The 20310-nt window shown below is 64.5% G+C and carries 16 protein-coding genes and 1 pseudogene; 8 read left to right on the top strand and 9 right to left on the bottom strand.

What is annotated here, in order from left to right; translation table 11 throughout:
- Positions 1-53: 53 nt before the first annotated feature.
- Together CWS35_RS15340 and CWS35_RS15335 are read left to right on the top strand one after the other, a co-directional pair.
- Entirely contained in the window at positions 54-1682 is a 1629-nt protein-coding gene (locus tag CWS35_RS15340) for a fatty-acid--CoA ligase (RefSeq protein ID WP_024580636.1), read from the top strand.
- Between the two features lie 378 nt (positions 1683-2060).
- Complete coding sequence (locus tag CWS35_RS15335; protein ID WP_100952381.1) at positions 2061-2918, top strand: DUF1499 domain-containing protein; 858 nt, start codon at positions 2061-2063, stop codon at positions 2916-2918.
- Positions 2919-3058: 140 nt separating this feature from the next.
- Here CWS35_RS15335 and CWS35_RS15330 read toward each other — a convergent pair whose 3' ends face one another.
- The 4 genes and pseudogenes from CWS35_RS15330 to CWS35_RS15315 all read right to left on the bottom strand — a co-directional run bounded on the left by CWS35_RS15330 (position 3059) and on the right by CWS35_RS15315 (position 8508).
- On the bottom strand, positions 3059-3976 hold the full coding sequence (locus tag CWS35_RS15330) for an MBL fold metallo-hydrolase (RefSeq protein ID WP_024580634.1): 918 nt from the start codon (positions 3974-3976) through the stop codon (positions 3059-3061).
- Positions 3977-4104: 128 nt separating this feature from the next.
- A pseudogene (locus tag CWS35_RS15325) lies at positions 4105-5318 on the bottom strand (acyl-CoA dehydrogenase).
- Positions 5319-5446: 128 nt separating this feature from the next.
- Positions 5447-6523 carry a 3,4-dihydroxy-2-butanone-4-phosphate synthase gene (ribB, locus tag CWS35_RS15320; protein ID WP_100952380.1) on the bottom strand — a complete coding sequence of 359 codons (1077 nt, stop codon included), beginning with the start codon at positions 6521-6523 and terminating at the stop codon, positions 5447-5449.
- Between the two features lie 251 nt (positions 6524-6774).
- Positions 6775-8508 (bottom strand): cation:proton antiporter, encoded by a 1734-nt coding sequence (locus tag CWS35_RS15315; RefSeq protein WP_100952379.1) that lies wholly within the window; start codon positions 8506-8508, stop codon positions 6775-6777.
- Between the two features lie 60 nt (positions 8509-8568).
- On the opposite strand from CWS35_RS15315, the gene CWS35_RS15310 reads away from it, so the two are divergent.
- On the top strand, positions 8569-9111 hold the full coding sequence (locus CWS35_RS15310; protein WP_371682848.1) for a DUF3124 domain-containing protein: 543 nt from the start codon (positions 8569-8571) through the stop codon (positions 9109-9111).
- A 92-nt stretch (positions 9112-9203) separates the two neighbouring features.
- Complete coding sequence (locus CWS35_RS15305) at positions 9204-10442, top strand: PLP-dependent aminotransferase family protein (RefSeq protein ID WP_100952378.1); 1239 nt, start codon at positions 9204-9206, stop codon at positions 10440-10442.
- Between the two features lie 109 nt (positions 10443-10551).
- On the opposite strand, the gene CWS35_RS15300 is transcribed toward CWS35_RS15305, so the two are convergent.
- Positions 10552-11832: an amidohydrolase family protein gene (locus CWS35_RS15300; RefSeq protein ID WP_100952377.1), complete on the bottom strand. Its 1281-nt coding sequence runs from the start codon at positions 11830-11832 to the stop codon at positions 10552-10554.
- Positions 11833-12054: 222 nt separating this feature from the next.
- Between CWS35_RS15300 and CWS35_RS15295 the strand changes: the two genes are divergently transcribed.
- Positions 12055-12273 (top strand): hypothetical protein, encoded by a 219-nt coding sequence (locus CWS35_RS15295; RefSeq protein WP_024580627.1) that lies wholly within the window; start codon positions 12055-12057, stop codon positions 12271-12273.
- Positions 12274-12393: 120 nt separating this feature from the next.
- Here CWS35_RS15295 and CWS35_RS15290 read toward each other — a convergent pair whose 3' ends face one another.
- The 4 genes from CWS35_RS15290 to CWS35_RS15275 form a co-directional block, all read right to left on the bottom strand.
- Complete coding sequence (locus tag CWS35_RS15290; RefSeq protein WP_100952376.1) at positions 12394-13212, bottom strand: aldo/keto reductase; 819 nt, start codon at positions 13210-13212, stop codon at positions 12394-12396.
- Between the two features lie 42 nt (positions 13213-13254).
- Positions 13255-13470, bottom strand: a complete 216-nt coding sequence (locus CWS35_RS15285; RefSeq protein WP_157817149.1) for a hypothetical protein — start codon at positions 13468-13470, stop codon at positions 13255-13257.
- A 129-nt stretch (positions 13471-13599) separates the two neighbouring features.
- A complete protein-coding gene (locus CWS35_RS15280) occupies positions 13600-14013 on the bottom strand; it encodes a hypothetical protein (protein ID WP_245439055.1) in 414 nt (137 codons plus the stop codon).
- A 168-nt stretch (positions 14014-14181) separates the two neighbouring features.
- A complete protein-coding gene (locus tag CWS35_RS15275) occupies positions 14182-17655 on the bottom strand; it encodes an indolepyruvate ferredoxin oxidoreductase family protein (RefSeq protein ID WP_100952373.1) in 3474 nt (1157 codons plus the stop codon).
- Positions 17656-17869: 214 nt separating this feature from the next.
- Between CWS35_RS15275 and CWS35_RS15270 the strand changes: the two genes are divergently transcribed.
- Genes CWS35_RS15270 through CWS35_RS15260 form a run of 3 tightly spaced genes read left to right on the top strand, consistent with a single transcriptional unit; the run spans position 17870 to position 20219 of the window.
- The gene (locus CWS35_RS15270) at positions 17870-18820 is read left to right on the top strand and encodes a hypothetical protein (RefSeq protein ID WP_100952372.1); all 951 of its coding nucleotides are present in this window, start codon (positions 17870-17872) and stop codon (positions 18818-18820) included.
- A 42-nt stretch (positions 18821-18862) separates the two neighbouring features.
- The gene (locus tag CWS35_RS15265) at positions 18863-19417 is read left to right on the top strand and encodes a carboxymuconolactone decarboxylase family protein (RefSeq protein ID WP_024580623.1); all 555 of its coding nucleotides are present in this window, start codon (positions 18863-18865) and stop codon (positions 19415-19417) included.
- Between the two features lies 1 nt (position 19418).
- Positions 19419-20219, top strand: a complete 801-nt coding sequence (locus CWS35_RS15260; RefSeq protein ID WP_024580622.1) for an SDR family NAD(P)-dependent oxidoreductase — start codon at positions 19419-19421, stop codon at positions 20217-20219.
- Positions 20220-20310: the final 91 nt, after the last annotated feature.

The raw sequence follows: 20310 nt of genomic DNA, 5'->3' as shown, positions 1-20310 counted from the left end.
GGCCGTCCAAGATGCCGGTGGATCATGCGCGAGGATTGAGGAGGGAATTGCGTATGCTTGGCTTGATGCAAGATTGGCCCCTGCTGTGCCACAAGATTATTGAGCACGCCGCCAAATATCACGGCACGCAGGAAGTGGTGACCCGGTCCGTCGAAGGCCCGATCCATCGCACCACCTACGCCGAAATCCACGCCCGTGCGCTGAAGGTCTCGCAGAGCCTGGAACGCGACGGCATCAAGCTCGGTGATCGGGTCGCCACCATCGCCTGGAACACCTGGCGCCACCTCGAGGTCTGGTACGGCATCATGGGGATCGGCGCGATCTGCCATACGGTCAATCCGCGACTGTTCCCGGAACAGATCGCCTGGATCGTCAATCACGCCCAGGATCGCATCGTCATCACCGACCTCACCTTCGTTCCGGTGCTGGAGAAGATCGCGAGCCAGTTGCCGAGCGTCGAGCGCTTCGTGGTGCTGACCGACAAGGCGCATATGCCGCAGACCACGTTGAAGAACGCGGTCGCCTATGAGGACTGGATCGCAGCCTCCGACGGCAAGTTCGAATGGAAGACCTTCGACGAGAACACCGCGGCTGCGATGTGCTACACGTCCGGCACGACGGGCGATCCCAAGGGTGTGCTGTATTCGCATCGGTCCAACGTGTTGCACGCGTTGATGGCCAACTCGAAGGACGCCCTCGGCACCTCCGCCTCGGACACAATGCTTCCGGTGGTGCCCTTGTTCCATGCCAACAGCTGGGGCATCGCTTTCTCCGCCCCCTCGATGGGCACCAAGCTCGTGATGCCCGGCCCCAAGCTCGACGGCGCTTCGGTCTACGAGCTGCTGTCGACCGAGAAGGTCACCCACACCGCGGGTGTGCCGACGGTGTGGCTGATGCTGCTGCAATACATGGCCGCCAACAACGTCAAGCTGCCGGATTTGCAGATGGTGGTGTGCGGCGGTTCGGCGATGCCGCGCTCGATGATCAAGGCATTCCTCGACATGGGCACCCAGGTGCGCCACGCTTGGGGCATGACCGAGATGAGCCCGCTCGGTACGCTTGCCACGCTGAAGCCGCCGTTCTCGGAACGCACCGGCGAGGAGCGGCTCGACATCCTGCAGACCCAGGGCTATCCGCCGTTCGGCGTCGAGATGAAGATCACCGACGATGCCGGCAAGGAGCTGCCGTGGGACGGCAAGACCTTCGGCCGCCTCAAGGTCTCGGGGCCGGCGATCGCCAAGGCCTACTTCCGGGTCGATGCCAACATTCTCGATGATGCCGGCTTCTTCGACACCGGCGACGTCTCGACGATGGACGAGCACGGCTACATGCGGATCACCGACCGCTCCAAGGACGTCATCAAGTCCGGCGGCGAATGGATCTCCTCGATCGATCTCGAGAACCTCGCGGTCGGCCATCCCGCGGTCGCGGAAGCGGCCGTGATCGGCGTCCATCATCCCAAATGGGATGAGCGGCCGCTGCTGATCGTGCAGCTCAAGCAGGGCGAGAGCGCCACCCGCGAGGACATCCTGAAGTACATGGACGGCAAGATCGCCAAATGGTGGATGCCCGACGATGTTGCCTTCGTCGACGGCATTCCGCATACCGCGACCGGCAAGATCCTGAAGACGGCGCTGCGCGACCAGTTCAAGGACTACACCTTCCCCACTGCCGCGGCGTAGGACGGTTTTATCCTCCCCTGCGGGCATCCGCGGGGGAGGCACGCTGCCAAAACATCGAAAACAACCCCATGCAAAGCAGCCAGTGGCCGGCGTTCGCCCGGGGTTACTTGACACGTCGGGCAACTCAGGAATATTCTTCCAATATTCCGAAATTTCGCAAACGCACGCTCGCCCAGAGGGCATATGGCATGCGTGCTTTTGTCATCGACGTTTTCACGTCGTCGTGGCCGATAGCCTAATGCGATCGCCCTGCCCTCCAGGGGAGGGCGAATGGCAGCGCCCCAAATCCCTTGAATTCGCCGCAGGTCCGTGGTCTCACACCATCAGTGGCGGCGGCCGAGGTCGCCCGGGACATCTCAACCGGCAGATTTTTCGACGATGGCACGCAGGTTTTCCGCTCCCTACCAGCAGGAGCCCGTGTCCGGCCTCGCCACCTGGTCGCGCAATCTCGCCATCTTCTCCGTCGTCGCGGTGGTGGTCTCGATCCTGATCGTCCGGTTCGGGTTCCTGGAAGTCAAGCCGGCGCTGGCGACGTTCTTCGGCGCGCTGGGCCTCGCCGGCCTCTCGATCCTGCTCGGCCTCGCCGCCTTCGCGGCGATCTGGCAGAACGGCACCCGCGGCATGGGCCGGATCCTGCTCGCGCTGCTGATCGATGCTGCGATCCTCGCCTACCCGGCCTACCTGACCTACCAGTACAACAAGCTGCCGCGGCTCTACGACGTCACGACCGACCCGATCGACCCGCCGAAATTCGAGGCGCTGGCGCGGTTGCGCACCGGCGAAGGCACCAATCCCGCCGCCTACGCCGGCCTCGCTTCGGCCGAGCGGCAGCGCATCGCCTATCCGGATATCGAGACCGTCGAGCTCGAGGTCCCCGCTGACCGAGCTTATGAGATGACGCTGCGGCTGGTGAACCGGCGCAAATGGCTGGTCATCGACGCGCGCGCGCCGCAGCCGCCGCGCAACATCGGCCGCATCGAGGCGGTGGCACGCACGCCGATCATGGGCTTTCGTGAAGACGTGTCGATCCGGGTCACGCCTGACGACGAGGATTCGCGCGTCGATATCCGCTCGGCCTCGCGCTATTTCGACACCGATCTCGGCAGCAACACCGCGCGGGTCAGGAAGCTGATCGAGGACCTCAACACCGCCGCCGACAACGACAATGCCAAGCCGGCGAAGAAGGCAGCCCCCGCCGCGCCCAAGGCACCGCCGGCGAAGACGGTGAAGAAGTGATCTCCCCTTTCGTCATTCCCCGGTGCGCAATTGCGCACCTGAGGGCTCGCGCAGCGAGAGCCCGGAATCCATTGAGCCGCACAGCTCGTGGCCCGATGGATTCCGGGCTCGTGCTTCGCACGCCCCGGAATGACGGCCGATCACGCCATCCGGTACATGCCGCCGATCACCGGATCGCCATCAGTCGCGACGACGCCTCGCGCAACCAGATCCTCCAGGTGCGCCAGCACGGAGTAACCGGCGGCATTGGCGAGCCGCGGATCGAGCCCGATATAGATCGCCCGCACCATGGTCGGGATATCGGCCTCGCCCTTGCCGAGCCGATGCAGGATTGAGGCCTCGCGTGCCCGGCGATGCCGCGCCAGGAAGCGCACGAAGCGTGGGCCTTCCGGAATCTCCGGGCCGTGGCCCGAGAAATAGAGCTGCTCCGGGCGCTGCTCCAGCCGCTCCAGCGAGGCCATGTAGTCGATCATCGAGCCGTCGGGCGGCGCCACGATCGAGGTCGACCAGCCCATCACATGGTCGCCGACGAAATTGATGCTGCGCTCGGTCCACGCGAACGCCAGATGATTGGCGGTGTGGCCAGGGGTGGCGACCGCCTCCAGCGCAAAGCCCGCGCCCTCGATGACGTCGCCGTGCTTGACCTCGATGTCGGGCCGGAAATCGCGGTCGGCGCCGGATTCCGGATTGTGCTTCTCGCTCTCGAAGCGCGGGCGCGAGGCGCGATGCGGGCCTTCGGCATAGACCGGCGCGCCGGTCGCGGCCTTGATCCGCGGCGTGTTCGGCGAATGGTCGCGATGGGTATGGGTGACCAGGATGTGGGTCACGGTCTCGCCCTTGACCGCATCGAGCAGCGCTTTCGCGTGCGCCTCGTCATCGGGACCGGGATCGATGATCGCGACCTTGCCCTCGCCCACGATGTAGCTGACCGTGCCGCTGAAGGTGAACGGGCTTGGATTGTTGCAGAGGACGCGGCGCACGCCGGGCCGGACCTGCTCGACCACGCCAGGCTTCAGCGGGAAATCGCGGTTGAACGGGATGTCGTCGTTGTCGGCCATGGGACCGCCCCTATTGGCTCTCGTAGGATGGGTAGAGCGAAGCGAAACCCATCACGCAACCGCGCGCTGGGCGGCAAGATGGGTTTCGCTGCGCTCTACCCATCCTACGCTGTCGGTGCGGCGTGACCTTACGAAAACGCCTGGATGCCGGTGATCGCGCGGCCGAGGATCAGCGCGTGGACGTCGTGCGTGCCCTCATAGGTGTTCACCGTCTCGAGGTTCGCGGCATGACGCATCACGTGATACTCGATCTGGATGCCGTTGCCGCCGTGCATGTCGCGCGCCATGCGGGCGATGTCGAGCGACTTGCCGCAATTGTTGCGCTTGACGATCGAGATCATTTCGGGCGCCATCTTGCCCTCGTCCATCAGGCGGCCGACGCGCAAGCTCGCCTGGAGCCCGAGCGCGATCTCGGTCTCCATGTCGGCGAGCTTCTTCTGCACCAGCTGGGTGGCGGCGAGCGGCCGGTTGAACTGCTTGCGATCGAGCGTGTACTGGCGCGCGCGATGCATGCAGTCCTCGGCGGCGCCGAGCGCCCCCAGGAGATGCCGTAGCGGGCGCGGTTGAGGCAGCCGAACGGACCTTTGAGGCCGGAGACGTTGGGCAGCAGCGCGCTTTCCGGCACCACCACATTGTCGAGCACGATCTCGCCGGTGATCGAGGCGCGCAGCGACAGCTTGCCGCCGACCTTCGGCGCCGACAGGCCCTTCATGCCCTTCTCGAGGATGAAGCCGCGGATCTGGTTGTCGTGCGCAGCCGACTTCGCCCACACCACGAACACGTCGGCGATCGGCGCATTCGAGATCCACATCTTGGCGCCGTTCAGCCTGTAGCCGTCGGCCACCTTCTCGGCGCGGGTCTTCATGCCGCCGGGATCGGAACCGGCATCGGGCTCGGTCAGGCCGAAGCAGCCGACCCATTCTCCGGTCGCAAGCTTGGGAAGATATTTCTTGCGCTGGTTCTCGTCGCCATAGGCGTAGATCGGGTACATCACCAGCGACGACTGCACCGAGTTCATCGAACGATAGCCGCTATCGACGCGCTCGATCTCGCGCGCGACCAGGCCATAGGCCACGTAGCTGGCATTGGCGCAGCCATATTCCTCGGGCAGCGTGACGCCGATCAAGCCGAGTTCGCCCATCTCGTTGAAGATCTCGCGATCGGTCTTCTCTTCCAGATAGGCCTTGGTGACCCGCGGCAGCAGCTTGTCCTGCGCATAGGCCCGCGCGGTGTCGCGGATCAGGCGCTCGTCTTCGGTGAGCTGGTCGTCGAGCAGGAACGGATCATCCCACTGGAAGCTGGCGGCAGCCGGCTTGTCCTTGGCCTGGGGGCGCACGCTCATGAAACATCCTTTCGTATCGTCACTCGGAATTTGGCGGATAAATTAAAGCGCTATGCTGCGAAGCGCAATTGAATTGGGCGGGTACCATGGCCCAGGGTGATGCACGCATCACCCTGGAATGACCCGGATCAGACGTCGAACTTTTCGTTCGACACGATCTCGATGCCGAAACCGGACAAGCCCTTGTAGTCGTGCACCGACGAGGTCAGATGCCGGATCGAGGTGATGCCGAGATCGCGCAGGATCTGCGCGCCGACGCCGACTTCGCGCCATTGCTTGTTGCGATCGGCCTCCGCGGTCTTCTGCTCGCCGACCGGCTGGACCGGAACACCGGCGGCACCATCGCGCAAATAAACCAGCACGCCGCGGCCGGCATCCTTGAAGTGCCGCAACACGGCTTCCATCCGCGCCGGTCCGGTGAACAGGTCCTTCACGATATTGGGCTTGTGCAGCCGGGTCAGCACGTCCCGGCCATCGCCGATGCCGTTATAGACGAAGGCGGCGTGCATGATCTCGTCGAACGGCGAGCGATAGGCATAGCCTTGCAGCGGACCGATCGGGCTTTCGGTGGTAAAGGTCGCGACCCGCTCGATCAATTTCTCGCGCGCCTGGCGATAGGCGATCATGTCCGCGATCGTGACATGCTTGAGCTTGTGGGCGACGGCGAATTTCGCGACCTGCTCGCCCTTCATCACGGTTCCATCATCGTTCATCAGCTCGCTGATGACGCCGACCGGCGGCAGGCCCGAGAGCCGGCAGAGATCGACCGCGGCCTCGGTGTGGCCGGAGCGCAAGAGCACGCCGCCATCGCGCGCGATCAGCGGGAAGATGTGGCCAGGCCGCGCAAAATCATTGGCGCCGGCATTGGGATTGGCGAGCGCGCGGCAGCAGGAGGCGCGTTCCTCGGCGGAAATGCCGGTGCCGCCATCGGGCTTGTAGTCGATCGAAACGGTGAACGCCGTGGTGTGGTTGGATTCGTTGTGCGCCACCATCGGGTCGAGCCGCAGCCTGCGGGCATCCTCGGAGGTGATCGGCGCGCAGACGATGCCGGAGGTGTGGCGGATGATGAACGCCATCTTCTCCGCCGTGCAGAACGACGCCGCGACGATCAAATCGCCCTCGCCTTCCCGATCGTCATCGTCGGTGACGACGACGAGTTCACCCTTCGCAAAGGCTTGCAGCACTTCCTGAATCGTATCGGCCATTGTCCTGACATCTCGTTATGTGCAGGCAGTGGATTAGCCGGGTTCCGATGTCAGCGCCAGTATCATTATGCAACCCGCCATGCGTCCGGCAGGCATGCCAGGACGCTTCACCTCTCCCGAAGGGAGAGGTCGGATTGCATCGCCAGATGCAATCCGGGTGAGGGGCTGCTCTCCCTCGTGGGACCTAGGACCCCTCACCCGCGCCTTCAGCGCGACCTCTCCCCGTTGGGGAGAGGCAAGGGAAAGCTCGCCTACGGCAGCACTTCGCGCCGGTCGCTGAGCTGGGCGTCCATCTCGGCGCGCTTGTCGTCGAGCAGGCCGGCATCGGCGGCCTCGATCACGGCATAGAGCTCGCCGGCGTCGCTGAGCCGGGTCACCGTCACGTAATTGGCGCCGGCGGCGTAGAGGTCGTCGACACCGGACAACAGGTCCGCGGTGGCGACGATCTGCGCGGTCGGATTGAGGGCCCGGACGTGGCGCACCAGCTTCTCGTTGTCGGCACCGACCAACAGGAAATCCGGCACGCTCAGGATGATGATCTCGGCCTTGCCGATGCCGGCATGCACCAGCGTGTCGACATTGCTGATGTCGCCATAGATCACATGCATGCCGCGGTCGGACAGCGTGCGGAACACCAGCGGATTAAAGTCGACGACGCTGATCTGCTCGAGCAGCGACTGGTTCTGCCGCTCGATCTGGCTGACCAGGGCGCTCGCGGCGCGGAAAAAGCCGAGGATCACGATGCGCCTGATCTCACCATGCCCGCCCTCCTGCGCCGCCTCGCCGCGGCCCTCGCCCTCCTGGTCGAGGTCGCGCAGCCCGATCCGCTTCAAGGGACCAATCAGGCCGCGCACGATCTGGTCGCTGCGGCCCATCGCGAAGGTCGAGAGCACCGCCAGCACCACGAAGGCGAACGAGACCGCATTCGCTGTTTCGGTGGCGATGTGGTTGGCGGCGACGCCGGTCTGGATCACCACCAGCGAGAACTCGGAAATCTGCGCCAGGTTGATCGCCGGCAGCAGGCTGGCGCGCAGCCCCTGCTTCATCAGATAGAGCGGCGTGAATGTCGTGACCAGGCGGCTCACCACCGTGAAGGCTGCGATCACCAGCGCAAGCCAGATCACGGAGAGGCCCGGAATCGGGATCGTCATGCCGAGCGCGACGAAGAACAGCGTGATGAAGAAATCCCGCAGCGTCGTCACCTTGGCCGTGACGTCGAGCGCGTAGGGGAAGGTCGAGATCGAGACGCCGGCGACCAGCGAGCCCATCTCGCGCGACAGATGCAGCCGCTCGGCGATCTCGCCGATCAGGAAGCACCAGGCGAGCGCACCGAGCAGCACGAGCTCGGGCCGCCGTGCGATCTGGTGGAACAAGCGCGGCAGCACATAGCGGCTCAGCACCAATGCGGTGGCGACCAGCACGGCGACACGGGCGATCGACATCAGCACGACGCCGATCTGGAGATTGTCGAGGCTCGGCTGCACCGCCAGGAACAGGATCGCGAAGATGTCCTGCAACACCAGCACGCCGAGCGTGATCCGGCCCGGCAGCGTGTCGAGCTCGCGCTTCTCGTAGAGCACCTTGACGATGATCACGGTGGAGGACAGCGCGCAGGCGACGCAGAGATAGACCGCGTCGAACTTTCCGCCGCCGATCGCGAGCCCGATTCCCGCAAAGAACGCGATGCCGATCAGGCAGCCGCCGAGCAGCTCGCCGGCACCGGCAAACAGGATGACCTTGCCGGCACGGACGATCTTCTTGAGGTCGATTTCCAGCCCGATCATGAACAGCATGAAGATCAGGCCGAGCTCGGAGATGACGCTGATCGACTCCTGGGACTTGACCCAGCCCATGCCGAATGGACCAATGAAAAAGCCGGCGATAAGGTAGGCCAGTATCAGCGGTTGCCGGGAGAAATGGGCCAGCAGCCCGAGCCCCCAGGCAAACAGGATACAGAGCGTGATATCGCGAATTAGTTCATGCATGCGTCTAAAGACTTCCTGTTGCCGCAACCTAGAGGGCCGGGCGTGAGGATCAACCGAGCAATGTGTCACATCCGCGCAGGCGGCATTTTTCTGGCAGTGTTGGCCTGCCTGCTCACCGTGCGCATGTCCGAGGCGCTAGCACAATCCTCGGCAAGTATTGAGCAAAATTTTGCAAACTCGCTGACCGCGGTACCATCGGACGGCCTCACGGCCTCGGGTGCATTCTACGTGCCGGTCTATTCCAGCGTGTCGATGAGCCAGGGCAAGCTCAGGGCCGATTTCTCGGTGACGCTCAGCGTCCACAACACCTCGGAAACCAAGCCGCTGGTGCTGAAGCGGATCGCCTATTTCGACACATCAGGCAAGATGGTGGAGAGCTACCTCAAATCGCCGATCGCGCTAAAACCGTTTGCAACCGTCGAAGTCGCGATCGCCACCGCCGATACCCGCGGCGGCACCGGCGCGAATTTCGTGGTCGATTGGGCGGCCACAGGCGAGATCGCGGAACCGGCGGTCGAGGCCCTGATGGTCGGCAGCGTCGGCGCCGGGCACTATGCCTTTATCAGCCAGGGCCGGCCGATCCGCCTCGTCGGCAAGAACTGAGCGAGAACTGAATTGAACTGAATTGAACTGACTTCACGGAAGGTCCTTCCCGCGGGCCTTCTCAACGAGAACAAATACGGAGCGAAACATCCATGTCCACCTCAGCCCAGTTCGACTTTGCACCGCTGCTGCCCGCCGGCCTGCCTGCGCCGGCCGCGCGCTGGACCGGGCTCGCCAAATACTCCTTCGTTGGCGGCAACAATGATCCCGAGCAGGTGCCGGTCGATGGCCTGTTGGAGGCGATCAATGCCGTGCTGAAGCGCGAGGGCAAGAACCTTGCGACCTATAATCTCGCGCACGGGCCGCAGGGCTATCTGCCGTTGCGCCAGTTCCTGACCGAGAAGCTGAAGCGCGACGCCGGGATCGCCTGCACGCCGGAAGAGATCATGATCGTCTCCGGCTCGCTGCAAGCGCTCGATCTGGTCAATCATACGCTGCTCGCCAAGGGCGACACCGTGCTGATCGAGCAGGAAACCTATCAGGGCTCGCTGAACCGGCTGACCCGGCTCGGCGTCAATGCGGTCGGCATACCGCTCGATGGCGAGGGCATCAGGATCGATGCGCTGGCAGCGGCGCTCGCCGATCACAAGCGGCGCGGCATCACGCCGAAATACATCTACACCATCCCGACGGTGCAGAACCCGACCGGCTCGATCCTCCCGGAGGGCCGCCGCGCCGAGATGCTGAAATTGTCCAGGGAATACGGCGTGCCGATCTTCGAGGACGATTGCTATGCCGATCTGATCTGGAACGGCGAACGGCCCCCCGCGATCTACGCCATGAGCAAGCATGGCGGCGTGATCCATATCGGCTCGTTCTCGAAATCGATCGCGCCCGCGCTGCGCGTCGGCTTCATCGTTGCGCCCTGGGAGATCATGTCACGGATGCTGCCGCTGAAGACCGACGCCGGCTCCGGCGCGCTGGAGCAGATGGTGCTGGCGGAATACTGCGCGCCGCATTTCGCGACCCACGTGCCGCGGCTGACCAGGGGCCTGCGCGCCAAGCTCGACACGCTGATGGAGGCGCTGAACGAGCAGTTCGGTACGTCAGCCGAGTTCGAGGCGCCGAAGGGCGGCATTTTCCTCTGGGTCAAGCTGCCGGACAATGTCGACACGTTGAAGCTCTATCAGGCCGCGCTCGCCGCCGGCGTCTCGATCAATCCGGGACCGGAATGGTCGACCAGCAAGGCGCATTCCGGCAGCCGGCTGCGCCTCTGCTTCGCGAGCCCCTCGCACCAGCAGATCCGCGAAGGCGTTGCCGTGCTGGCGGAGGTGTGCCGCAAGGAGTTCGGCGTGCCCGCGCGCAGCAGCAATGTGGAGAAGCGGGGCTAGCCGATCGCTCTCGGAAAGGTGGATTGCCTCGCTACGCTCGCAATGACGGATGCCTCCACGTCATTGCGAGGAGCGCAGCGACGAAGCAATCCATATTTCCACTCGCCTCTCAGCGCACCGAAAACGGCGCCTGATAGGGTCGGCCGAACGGCACGCCGTTGACCACGGTCTGCACCGGCTTCAGTTGCAGATTGCCGTCGCGCTTGTTGTTACGGGTGTCGACGAAGGAGACCGGGCCTTCGACGAGGTCCATGATCGCGACGTCGCCGGGCGCGCCGCGCTGCAACGTGCCGATCTTCGGGGTGCGGTTGATGATCCGCGCCGGCACCGACGTCGTCATCGCGACGACCTGATCCAGCGACGAGCCCATCGCCAGGAACTTGCTCATCACGTTCGGCAGGAACGGGATGCCGGGCGCATTGCCCGAGAAGACGTGGATATCGGAGGAGATCGTGTCGGGCGTGCAGCCGGCGGGGATCGCGATCTCCGCCACCGTGAAATCGAAGCTGCCGCCGCCATGGCCGACATCGAACAGCACGCCGCGCTGCTTGGCCGCGAGCGCGGCCGGCAGCAGCTTGCCGTCCTGCACGATGTTGGTGAAGGCACCGGACATGTTCGGTGCGCCGGAATAGGCGTGGGTCAGGATATCGCCCGGCCGCAGCAGATTGAGGATGTCGGACATCAGCTCCCTGGTCTCGACGCCGCCGATATGCACCATCATCCGCGCCGGCCAGCCGCACATCTCGCAGGCCTGGATGCCGCGCTTCAGCGGCTCGATGCCGTGCTTGAAGATGACGTTCTCAGACATCCGCACCTTGACGCCGATCAGGAAGTCCGGGTTCTCGGCCAGCGCCATCGCGCAGGCTTCGACCTGGGCGTTGTCGATGTTGTAGAGCTCGGCCACCGGGAATGCCGACAGGCCGTTATTGGCGATGTGGACGAAAGCATAGATCCGCGTCCGCGACTGCGCCACGATGAAGCGGCGCAGCGCCGCGAGATTGTTGACCCCTGCATCGCCTGCCGAGACCACCGTCGTGGTGCCCTGGAATTGCACCAGCTCGTCGGCGGGAATGCCGATCGCCGAACCATACGGGTAGACGTGGCAGTGCAGATCGACGAGGCCCGGCATCACGAGCTTGCCCGACGCGTCGATGGTCTTGCTGGCACGCGCGGCCGGAATGTCGTCCTCGATCGCCTCGATCAGGCCCCAGCGGATGCCGATGTCGCGCTTGCCGCGCAGTGACTGGCTGGGATCGATCACGTCGCCGCCCTTGATCACGAGATCGAACTTGTCGTTCGGTCCCATCGCGGCAGCCGCCGGCCCGGCGAGTGAAATGGCTGCGGCCGATCCGGTCGCCTTCAAAAAATCACGGCGTGAAAATTCGCTCACGACAACGTTCCCCCGAATATTGTTCTTATGGCGCGATGATGCGTCGGACGCCGGCGTTAGGCAAGGCCGCCACAGGGCGAGCATCGCGCGCACTCATCGGTTGCGGCCGCCTCACGGCAAACGCTGCGATCGCTGAACAGACGTTCAGAAAAATCGCCTGGTTCCCGGAGGAACGTTTCGACCCTTGCACGGTTCTTCCCCCGCTTCATTGAGGAGGATGCGATGAAAAAGATTGGTTTTGTTGTTGCTGCGATCGCTGCACTGGCCGTGGCCATTCCATCGATGGCAAGCGCCGAGACCATCGTGATCAAGCGCGGCGGCCATCATCACTGGAATCATGGCTGGGGTACGCGCGCCGAGATGCGCCATGACCGCGGTTGGCATCGCGGCTGGCACCACGACCATGACCGCACCGTGATCATCAGGCGGCACCGCTACTAACGACACCGCGACCAAAGACCGACACACCAAAGACCTGCACACCAAAGATCTGCACAACGGAAAATGGCTCCTCGCGGAGCCATTTTCTTGTTCGATATCCTTATCGGGTGGTCGACGGGATCAATCCCAGTCCGGTGCAAACCCCGGATTGACGCAGCGCATGTCCTTGCGCAGCGCGGCGATCGCCTTGCGGTCGTCGTCGTCGAGCCTGACCTTCAGCGCGTCGAGATTGGCTTTTTGGCTTTCGGCGCGCGAGGCTTTCGGGATCGCCACGACGCCGTCCTGATCGAGCAGCCATTTCAAGGCCACCTGCGCCGCGGTCGCGCCATGCTTGCTACCGATCTTCGCCAGCGTCTCGTCGGTGGCGAAGCGGCCCTGGGCCAGCGGACAATAGGCCACCAGCGGGATCGATCTCGCGGCGAGATATTTGCGCACCGCCGTCTGGTCCAGCATCGCGTGATATTCGATCTGGTTGCAGGCGATCGGCGCCCGGATGTCTTCGACCACGGTCTTGAGCAGCGCGGTGGTGAAATTGGCGACGCCGATCGCGCGGGTGCGGCCGGCTTGCTTCAGCTGCATCAGCGTCTCGAACACGGCGGGAAGCTTCATGCTCTTCGACGGCCAGTGCACCAGGTAGAGATCGACGTGATCGAGCCGCAGCTTGTTCAGGCTGGCGTCGAACGCTCTGCGGATCGCATCGGGCGCCAGATTCTCGTGCCAGACCTTGGTAGTGACATGCAGGTCCTTCCGCGCGACGTTGGCAGCCGCGATCGCCGCTCCGATCGCCTCCTCATTGCCATACATCTCGGCGGTGTCGATATGCCGGTAACCGAGATCGAGCGCGCTCTCGACCGCAGCGCGGCAGGAATCGCCCTGCATGCGGAAGGTGCCGAGCCCGAGCTGCGGCAGGCTGATGCCCTGTGTTTGCAGATTGTCCATGGATAGCTCCTGACGCGTGGCACGCCGATGTCATCGACGACGTCACGCCAGCAAATCGGCTGAAAGGAAAGAATTGGCAGGACTGCCACGCGCAGTCTGCCCGCAAACCGGCCCCCAGGGCAAGGCGGCGGCCATCAAGATGTCGCGAAGCAGCCGGACATGCTGCGCCATGATCTGGCCGGGCCGCGCACCCGGCCGCGGCCCGATGTCGACCGACCAGAGGTCGTGGTTGCCGACGTCCTTCAGCATCACCTTCATCACGCCTGTCTTGCCATCGATGTCGGCGCGGCCGAACTCTGAGGAGCGCGGAACGTGCGTCTCGACGGATCGACGGCCCCGTCTGTGGCCGATCCATCCTTCAAGAGGCCAGAGACGTCTGCGGCTCCCTCACCGCTGCCAGTTGCAGATGCCGCCGGTGCGGCACGGCCAAGTCTGGATTCGTATATCGCGGGCTTCCGCGTCGAGCGGATTGGAGTGCCGCCGGGCAAGCTTGGCGCGGGCCGGAACGTGCGCAACCGCGCGCTTCCGCTCACGCGGCGCGGTCACCCTGGTGGTGCGCACCGCCTTCTGCGGCTCCTCGACCTTCGGTTCCGCGGCCGCGTGCTGGTCCGGGGCGCCGTCGGTCTTCGCCTCGACCGGGACCGGCTCGAACTGCGCCGGCGGGCCAAGCCGCTTCGGCGACAGCACCGCTTGCGAAAGATCGAGGCTGAAGAACTCGTTTGGGCGGTAGTCGTCAGCCAGCGCCACGCCACCCAAAGCCAGGCACGCGGTGCAAACGGTTGCAACGAAAACGCTTTTCAGGACCGTCAAAAGGGCCTCCTGAAATCACTCGAACAGAACAGCCATCATGTAGGAACCCGGCCACGCGAATCCAGCCGCCGTCCGCGAGCAGGGTTACCGGTCAACCAAGGCGGCCGCGGAAAGTTCCGCGGCCGAGCCCCGTTCCGATGCAATCGGAACCGCTCTGCCCTATTCAGCCGCCTGCGCCAACGGCTGGCCGATCGCGCGCTCCAGCCGCGCGCATTCGGTGCGATAGCGGGCGACGTTGCCTTCCTTGATGTGGCCATAGCCGCGCACGAGGTCCGCAGCCTTCGCCAGCGCCACCATGCGCGGCAAATCGAACGGCTTGTTGCCGTCGAGATGACGCAGGATCATCGCCGAATACTCCACCGGCAATGCGCGCTCCATCTTGCGCTCCGCGGTGTAGCCGAAGATGTCGAACCCGGTGCCGCGCAGGCCCTTCAGCCGCGCCAGCAGCCCGAATGCCTTGAAGATCCACGGCCCGAATTCGCGCTTCTGCAAGCGCCCGGTGACCGGATCGCGCTGCGCCAATAGCGGCGGCGCCAGCAGCACCTTCAGGGCGGAATTGCCCTCGAACTGCTCGCGCAACGCCTTGCTGAATTCGCCGTCGGAATAGAGCCGCGCGACCTCGTATTCGTCCTTGTAGGCCATCAGCTTGAACAGGCCTTTTGCAAAAGCCTCGGTCAGATCCTGCGAGCCCGGCGCCGCCGTGGTCTCGGCGGTGCGGACGCGCGCGACGTCGTCGAGATAGCGCTTGGCGTAGGCCGCGTCCTGATAGTCGGTGAGGAATTTGGCGCGGAACGCGATCGCCTCGTCGAGCGTCTTCTTCGCTGGCGCTGTGCCTGCATTCTTGAAGCGCGCGGCGCTGATCACGCGTTGCAGGTCGTGCGCGGCGAGCCGGCCCCACGAGAACGCGGTCTTGTTCATCTCGATGGCGGCGCCGTTGAGCTCGATCGCCTTCAGGATCGCCTCCAGCGACAGCGGGATCGCGCCGCGCTGGAACGCGAAGCCGAGCATGAAGGCGTTGGTGGCGATGCTGTCGCCCATCAGCGCGGTCGCAAGCCCCGTGGCATCGAGGATGTCGAGATCGTCAGGCCGCACCGCGCCGTTCAGCGCATCGCGCATCGAGCTGGCCTCGAAATCGATATCCGGATCGATCACGAAGCTCGCGGTCGGCAGCAGGTCGGCGTTGACGACGGCGCGGGTGACGCCGCGCTCGGCACGGCTCAGCGCCGGCACGCTGGTGGCGACGACGAGGTCGCAGCCGAGGATCAGATTGGCATTGCCGGGCGCGATGCGGACCGTGGTCAGCATGTCGGAGGCGGGCGCCAGCCGGACATGGCTCATGACCGCGCCGTTCTTCTGCGACAGGCCGGTGAAGTCGAGCGTCGAGCAGGCCAGCCCCTCGACATGCGCGGCCATGCCGAGCAGCGCGCCGATGGTGATGACGCCGGTGCCGCCGATGCCGGTGATCAGGATGTTGTAGGGCGCACTCAACGCGCTCGCGGCTGGCGTCGGCAAGTCGGCGAACAGCGCCTTGGGATCGGCGGCGGTGCGGTCGGCCTTGCGCAGCTTGGGATCCTGCACCATCACGAAGCTCGGGCAAAAGCCCTCGATGCAGGAGAAATCCTTGTTGCAGTTCGACTGATCGATGCGGCGCTTGCGGCCGAGCTCGGTCTCCAGCGGCTGCACCGAGACGCAGTTCGACGCCACCGAGCAGTCGCCGCAGCCTTCGCAGACCCGCTCGTTGATGAAGACGCGCTTGGCCGGATCGGGAAACAGCCCGCGCTTGCGGCGGCGGCGCTTCTCGGCGGCGCAGGTCTGGTCGTAGATCAGGACGGTGAGGCCCTCGATCTCGCGCAAGGTGCGCTGCACGGCGTCGAGCTCGCGACGATGGTGGATGGTGGCACCGGAGGGGAAATAATTGGCGGGATATTTGTCCGGATCGTCGGACACGATCGCAAGCTTCTTGGTGCCCTCCGCCCAGACCTGATGCGCGATCTGCGCCACGTTGAAGCCGCCTTCGGCGGGCTGGCCGCCGGTCATCGCCACGGCATCGTTGTAGAGGATCTTGTAGGTGATGTTGACGCCGGCGGCGGCCGCCGCGCGCAGCGCCAGCAAACCGGAATGGGTGTAAGTGCCGTCGCCGAGATTCTGGAACACGTGCTGTTCGCTGGTGAACGGCGCCTGCCCGATCCAGCTGACGCCCTCCGCGCCCATGTGCGAGATGGTCTGGGTGTTGCGGTTCGGCACCGACAGCGCCATGCCGTGACAGCCGATGCCGGCCATGGCGCGGCTGCCCTCGGGAATCTTGGTCGACGAATTGTGCGGACAGCCCGAGCAGAAATACGGCGTGCGCGCCAGCTTCGCGGCGCCGACGCCCTCGGCCGGGCGATCGAACGCCTCGAGTTTGGCGAGCCGCTGCTCCAGCAGCGGACTGCGATGGCCGAGCTTGCGCAGCCGCGCCACCACGGCGGCAGCGACCATGGTCGGCGTCAGCTCGCCCTCGCTCGGCAACAGCGGCGCGCCGCTCTCGTCGCGCTTGCCAACCACCGAGGGACGCCTGGAGGCGTCCATGTTGTAGAGGATGCGGATCAGTTGATCCTCGATGAAGCCGCGCTTCTCCTCGACCACCAGCACATCCTGCAAGCCTTCGGCGAACGCGCGTGCGCCGCGCGCTTCGAGCGGCCAGGTCAGCGCCACCTTGTAGATGCGCAGGCCCAGCGCCTGTGCATCGGCATCGGTGATGCCGAGATCGGCGAGCGCCTGGCGCAGATCGAGATAGGCCTTGCCGGTCGCCATGATGCCGAGCCGCGCCGGCTTGGAATCCAGCACGATGCGGTCGAACCGGTTGGCGCGGGCGAACGCCGCGACCGCTTCCATCTTCGGACCATGCAGCCGCCGTTCGGCCTCGAGCGGCGGATCCGGCCAGCGGATCGAGAGGCCGCCCGGCGGCATCTCGAAGTCGTCCGGCATGATGATCCTGATGCGATCGGGATCGCTGACGATCGAGGCCGAGCTCTCGACCGTCTCGGAGATCGCCTTGAAGCCGACCCAGCAGCCGGAATAGCGCGACAGCGCAAAGCCGAGGATGCCGAGGTCAAGATAATCCTGCAACGTCGCCGGATTGACCACCGGCATCAGCGCCGAGGCGAACACCTGCTCGCTCTGGTGCGCAAGCGTCGAGGACTGGCAGCCATGGTCGTCGCCGGCGAGCGCAATCACGCCGCCATTCGGCGAGGTGCCGGCGGAATTGGCGTGCTTGAGCGCATCGAGCGAACGGTCGACGCCGGGCCCCTTGCCGTACCAGATGCCGAACACGCCATCGACCTTGGCGCCGGGAAACATGCCGACCTGCTGGCTGCCCCACACCGCGGTCGCCGCCAGATCCTCATTGAGGCCGGGAACGAAGGCGATGTCGTGCTCTTTGAGGAACGATTTCGCCCGCCACAGCGCGTGATCATACATGCCGAGCGGCGAGCCGCGGTAACCGGAGATGAAACCCGCGGTATTGAGCCCGTTGGCGCGGTCGCGTTCGCGCTGCAACATCGGCAGTCGGACCAGCGCCTGGGTACCGGAAAGAAAGATTCGCTTCGTGTCCAACCGGTATTTGTCGTCCAGTCCAACGTCCATCAGCGTCATCAGTTTCCCCGTCGGTCAATCACGCCGGTCCGAACCGGTCTCATTGTCTGTCCATGATCATGCATCAGCATGCACTGCTTTTGTTATGCATGAACAGCCCTGTTCCATGGCCGGAGCACATATCTCGATGTTGCGCCTGCGAGACCTTGATTGTTCTGCGAGGCTTGCCGAACCCCGGCATCTTTGAAACGGTGCGCCCAGAGGGAGACCAAGGATGATCAGAGTCGAATCCGCGTTCACGACGGAAATCGTGGAGAAAGACAACCTGCTGGCGGGTCCCTGGCGCAGCCCGAAGCAGATGCTGCAAGCCCAGACCTACGACTCTCACGCGTCGATCCACGACGACGCAACCGCGCAGAAGCTCGGCTTCCGCGGCGGTACCATCGAGGGGCCGACCCATTTCAGCCAGTTCGCGCCGCTTTGCGAGCGGATCTGGGGCCGTGCCTGGTTCATGACCGGATGCCTGTCCGCACACTACCGCAACCCGGTGTTCGAAGGCGAGGAGGTGCAGGCCCAGATCGAGAAGCCGAAGCCGGGCCAGACCGTTTGCGCGATCGGCATGATCAAGCGCGACGGCACCGAGATCCTGCGCGGCACCGCCTCGATCGACGGCGACGGCACCGAGACAGCGCTGAGCCATCGGATCGGCGAATTGAAGCCGCTGACCGATCCCGTGATCCTGGCCGACATCAAGGTCGGCATGAAGACGCCGCGCCAGGCGATCAAGATGGATTTCGACCAGAACATGGGCGATCTCTATCCGTTCTCGCTGGCCGACAAGCTCAAGGTGATCACCGAGCCGTCGGACTATTATTCGCTGGAGCATAATCCCTGGGGCCGCGCCATCATCCCGATGGAGGTGCTGAGCGTGCTGTTCCAGTACCGCGCGCGCGAGGACCGGCTGCCGGTCCGCGGCCCCGCCGTCGGGCTGTTCGCCGACCAGGAGATCCGGCTGCTGCGCGGGCCGCTGTTGCCGGGCGAGACCTATTGGGTCGAACGCGAGGTGGTGGCGCTCTCCGGCAGCAAGCGCACCGAAAGCATGTGGGTGCGCTCGACCGTGTTCGATGTCGACAACACCGTGGTCGCGACCATGCTGCTGAACGGCGCCAGCATGAAGGACTCCTACGCCAACTACGAAAGCGAACACAAAGCGCTCTACGGCTGACCGGCCCCATTTCCGCAAGCTGCCGAACCAAGGACAACAACAATGGCCCGCCTGCCCTATCTCGAAGCCGATCAGGTCGCCCCCGAATATCGCGACATGCTCAAGCGCAACACCAATCTGCACAAGCTTCTGGTGAACTCGCCGGATATGGCGCGGGCCTTCAACGGCATCGGCGGCTACATCCGCTTCAAGAGCAAGCTCGATCCGCGATTGCGCGAGCTTGCGATCCTTCAGGTCGGCTGGCTGGAGAAGTCCGAGTACGAATTCACCCATCATGTGAAGATCGGCAAGGAGTTCGGCGTCACTGACGAGGACATCAAAGGCCTGATCGCGGAGACCGAGGGTAAGCCGTCCAGGCTCGAGCCGCTGGCGAAGGCGATCCTCAGGGGCGCCCGCGAGATGGTGCGCGAGCTCGCGATGTCGGATGCGACGTTCGCCGAGATCAAGCGAGAACTGTCCGACGAGCACATGACCGATCTGGTGCTGACCATCGCGTTCTACTGCGCCGTGGTGCGTGTGCTCGCCACCATGCAGATCGACAACGAACCCACCTACAAAGAGGTACTGCAACAGTACCCGATCCCGGGAGTGAAGTGAGATGCGCCTGAAAGATCGCGTCGCCATCGTCGTCGGCGCCGGCCAGAGCCCCGGCGAGGGCATCGGCAACGGCCGTGCCACCGCGCTGACATTCGCCCGCGAAGGCGCCAGGGTGCTGTGCGTCGATCACAATCTGGCATCGGCGCAGGAGACCGTCGACCTGATCGCGGCCAAGGGCGGCACGTCGGTCGCCTTCAAGGCCGACGTCACCAAAAATGCCGACATCAAGGCGATGGTCGCGGATGCGCATGGCCGCTGGGGCAGCGTCGACATCCTGCACAACAACGTCGGCGTCAGCCTCTCCGGCGGCGACGCCGAGCTGCTCGACATATCAGAGGAGGCGTTCGACCGCTGTGTGGCGATCAATCTGAAGAGCTGCATCCTCGCCGCCAAGCATGTGATCCCGATCATGCGCAAGCAACAGGGCGGCTCCATCATCAACATCTCGTCGATAGCCGCGATCACGACCTACCCTTACGTCGCCTACAAGGCGACCAAGTCGGCGATGATCGCCTTCACCGAGCAGCTCGCCTACCAGAATGCGCAATACGGCATTCGCGCCAATGTGATCCTGCCGGGATTGATGAACACGCCGATGGCGGTCGATACGCGGGCGCGGGAGTTCAAGAAGAGCCGCGCCGAGGTCGAGGCCGAACGCGACAGCAAGGTGCCGCTGCGCCACAAGATGGGCACCGGCTGGGATGTCGCCAACGCCGCGCTGTTCCTCGCCTCCGACGAAGCCAACTTCGTGACCGGTGTCACGTTGCCGGTCGATGGCGGCGCAAGCGTGCGGCGCGGTTAACCCGCCGCTTCGATCGAGATGATTAACCGATGTGACCGCGTGCGATTAATCTCTGTGACGAAATCACGTGGCATTGCATCGCAATGATTCG

Origin of the sequence: Bradyrhizobium sp. SK17, from assembly GCF_002831585.1 — a bacterium.
In the GTDB taxonomy this organism is placed as follows: domain Bacteria; phylum Pseudomonadota; class Alphaproteobacteria; order Rhizobiales; family Xanthobacteraceae; genus Bradyrhizobium.
This window is presented reverse-complemented; position numbering and strand designations above follow the sequence as displayed.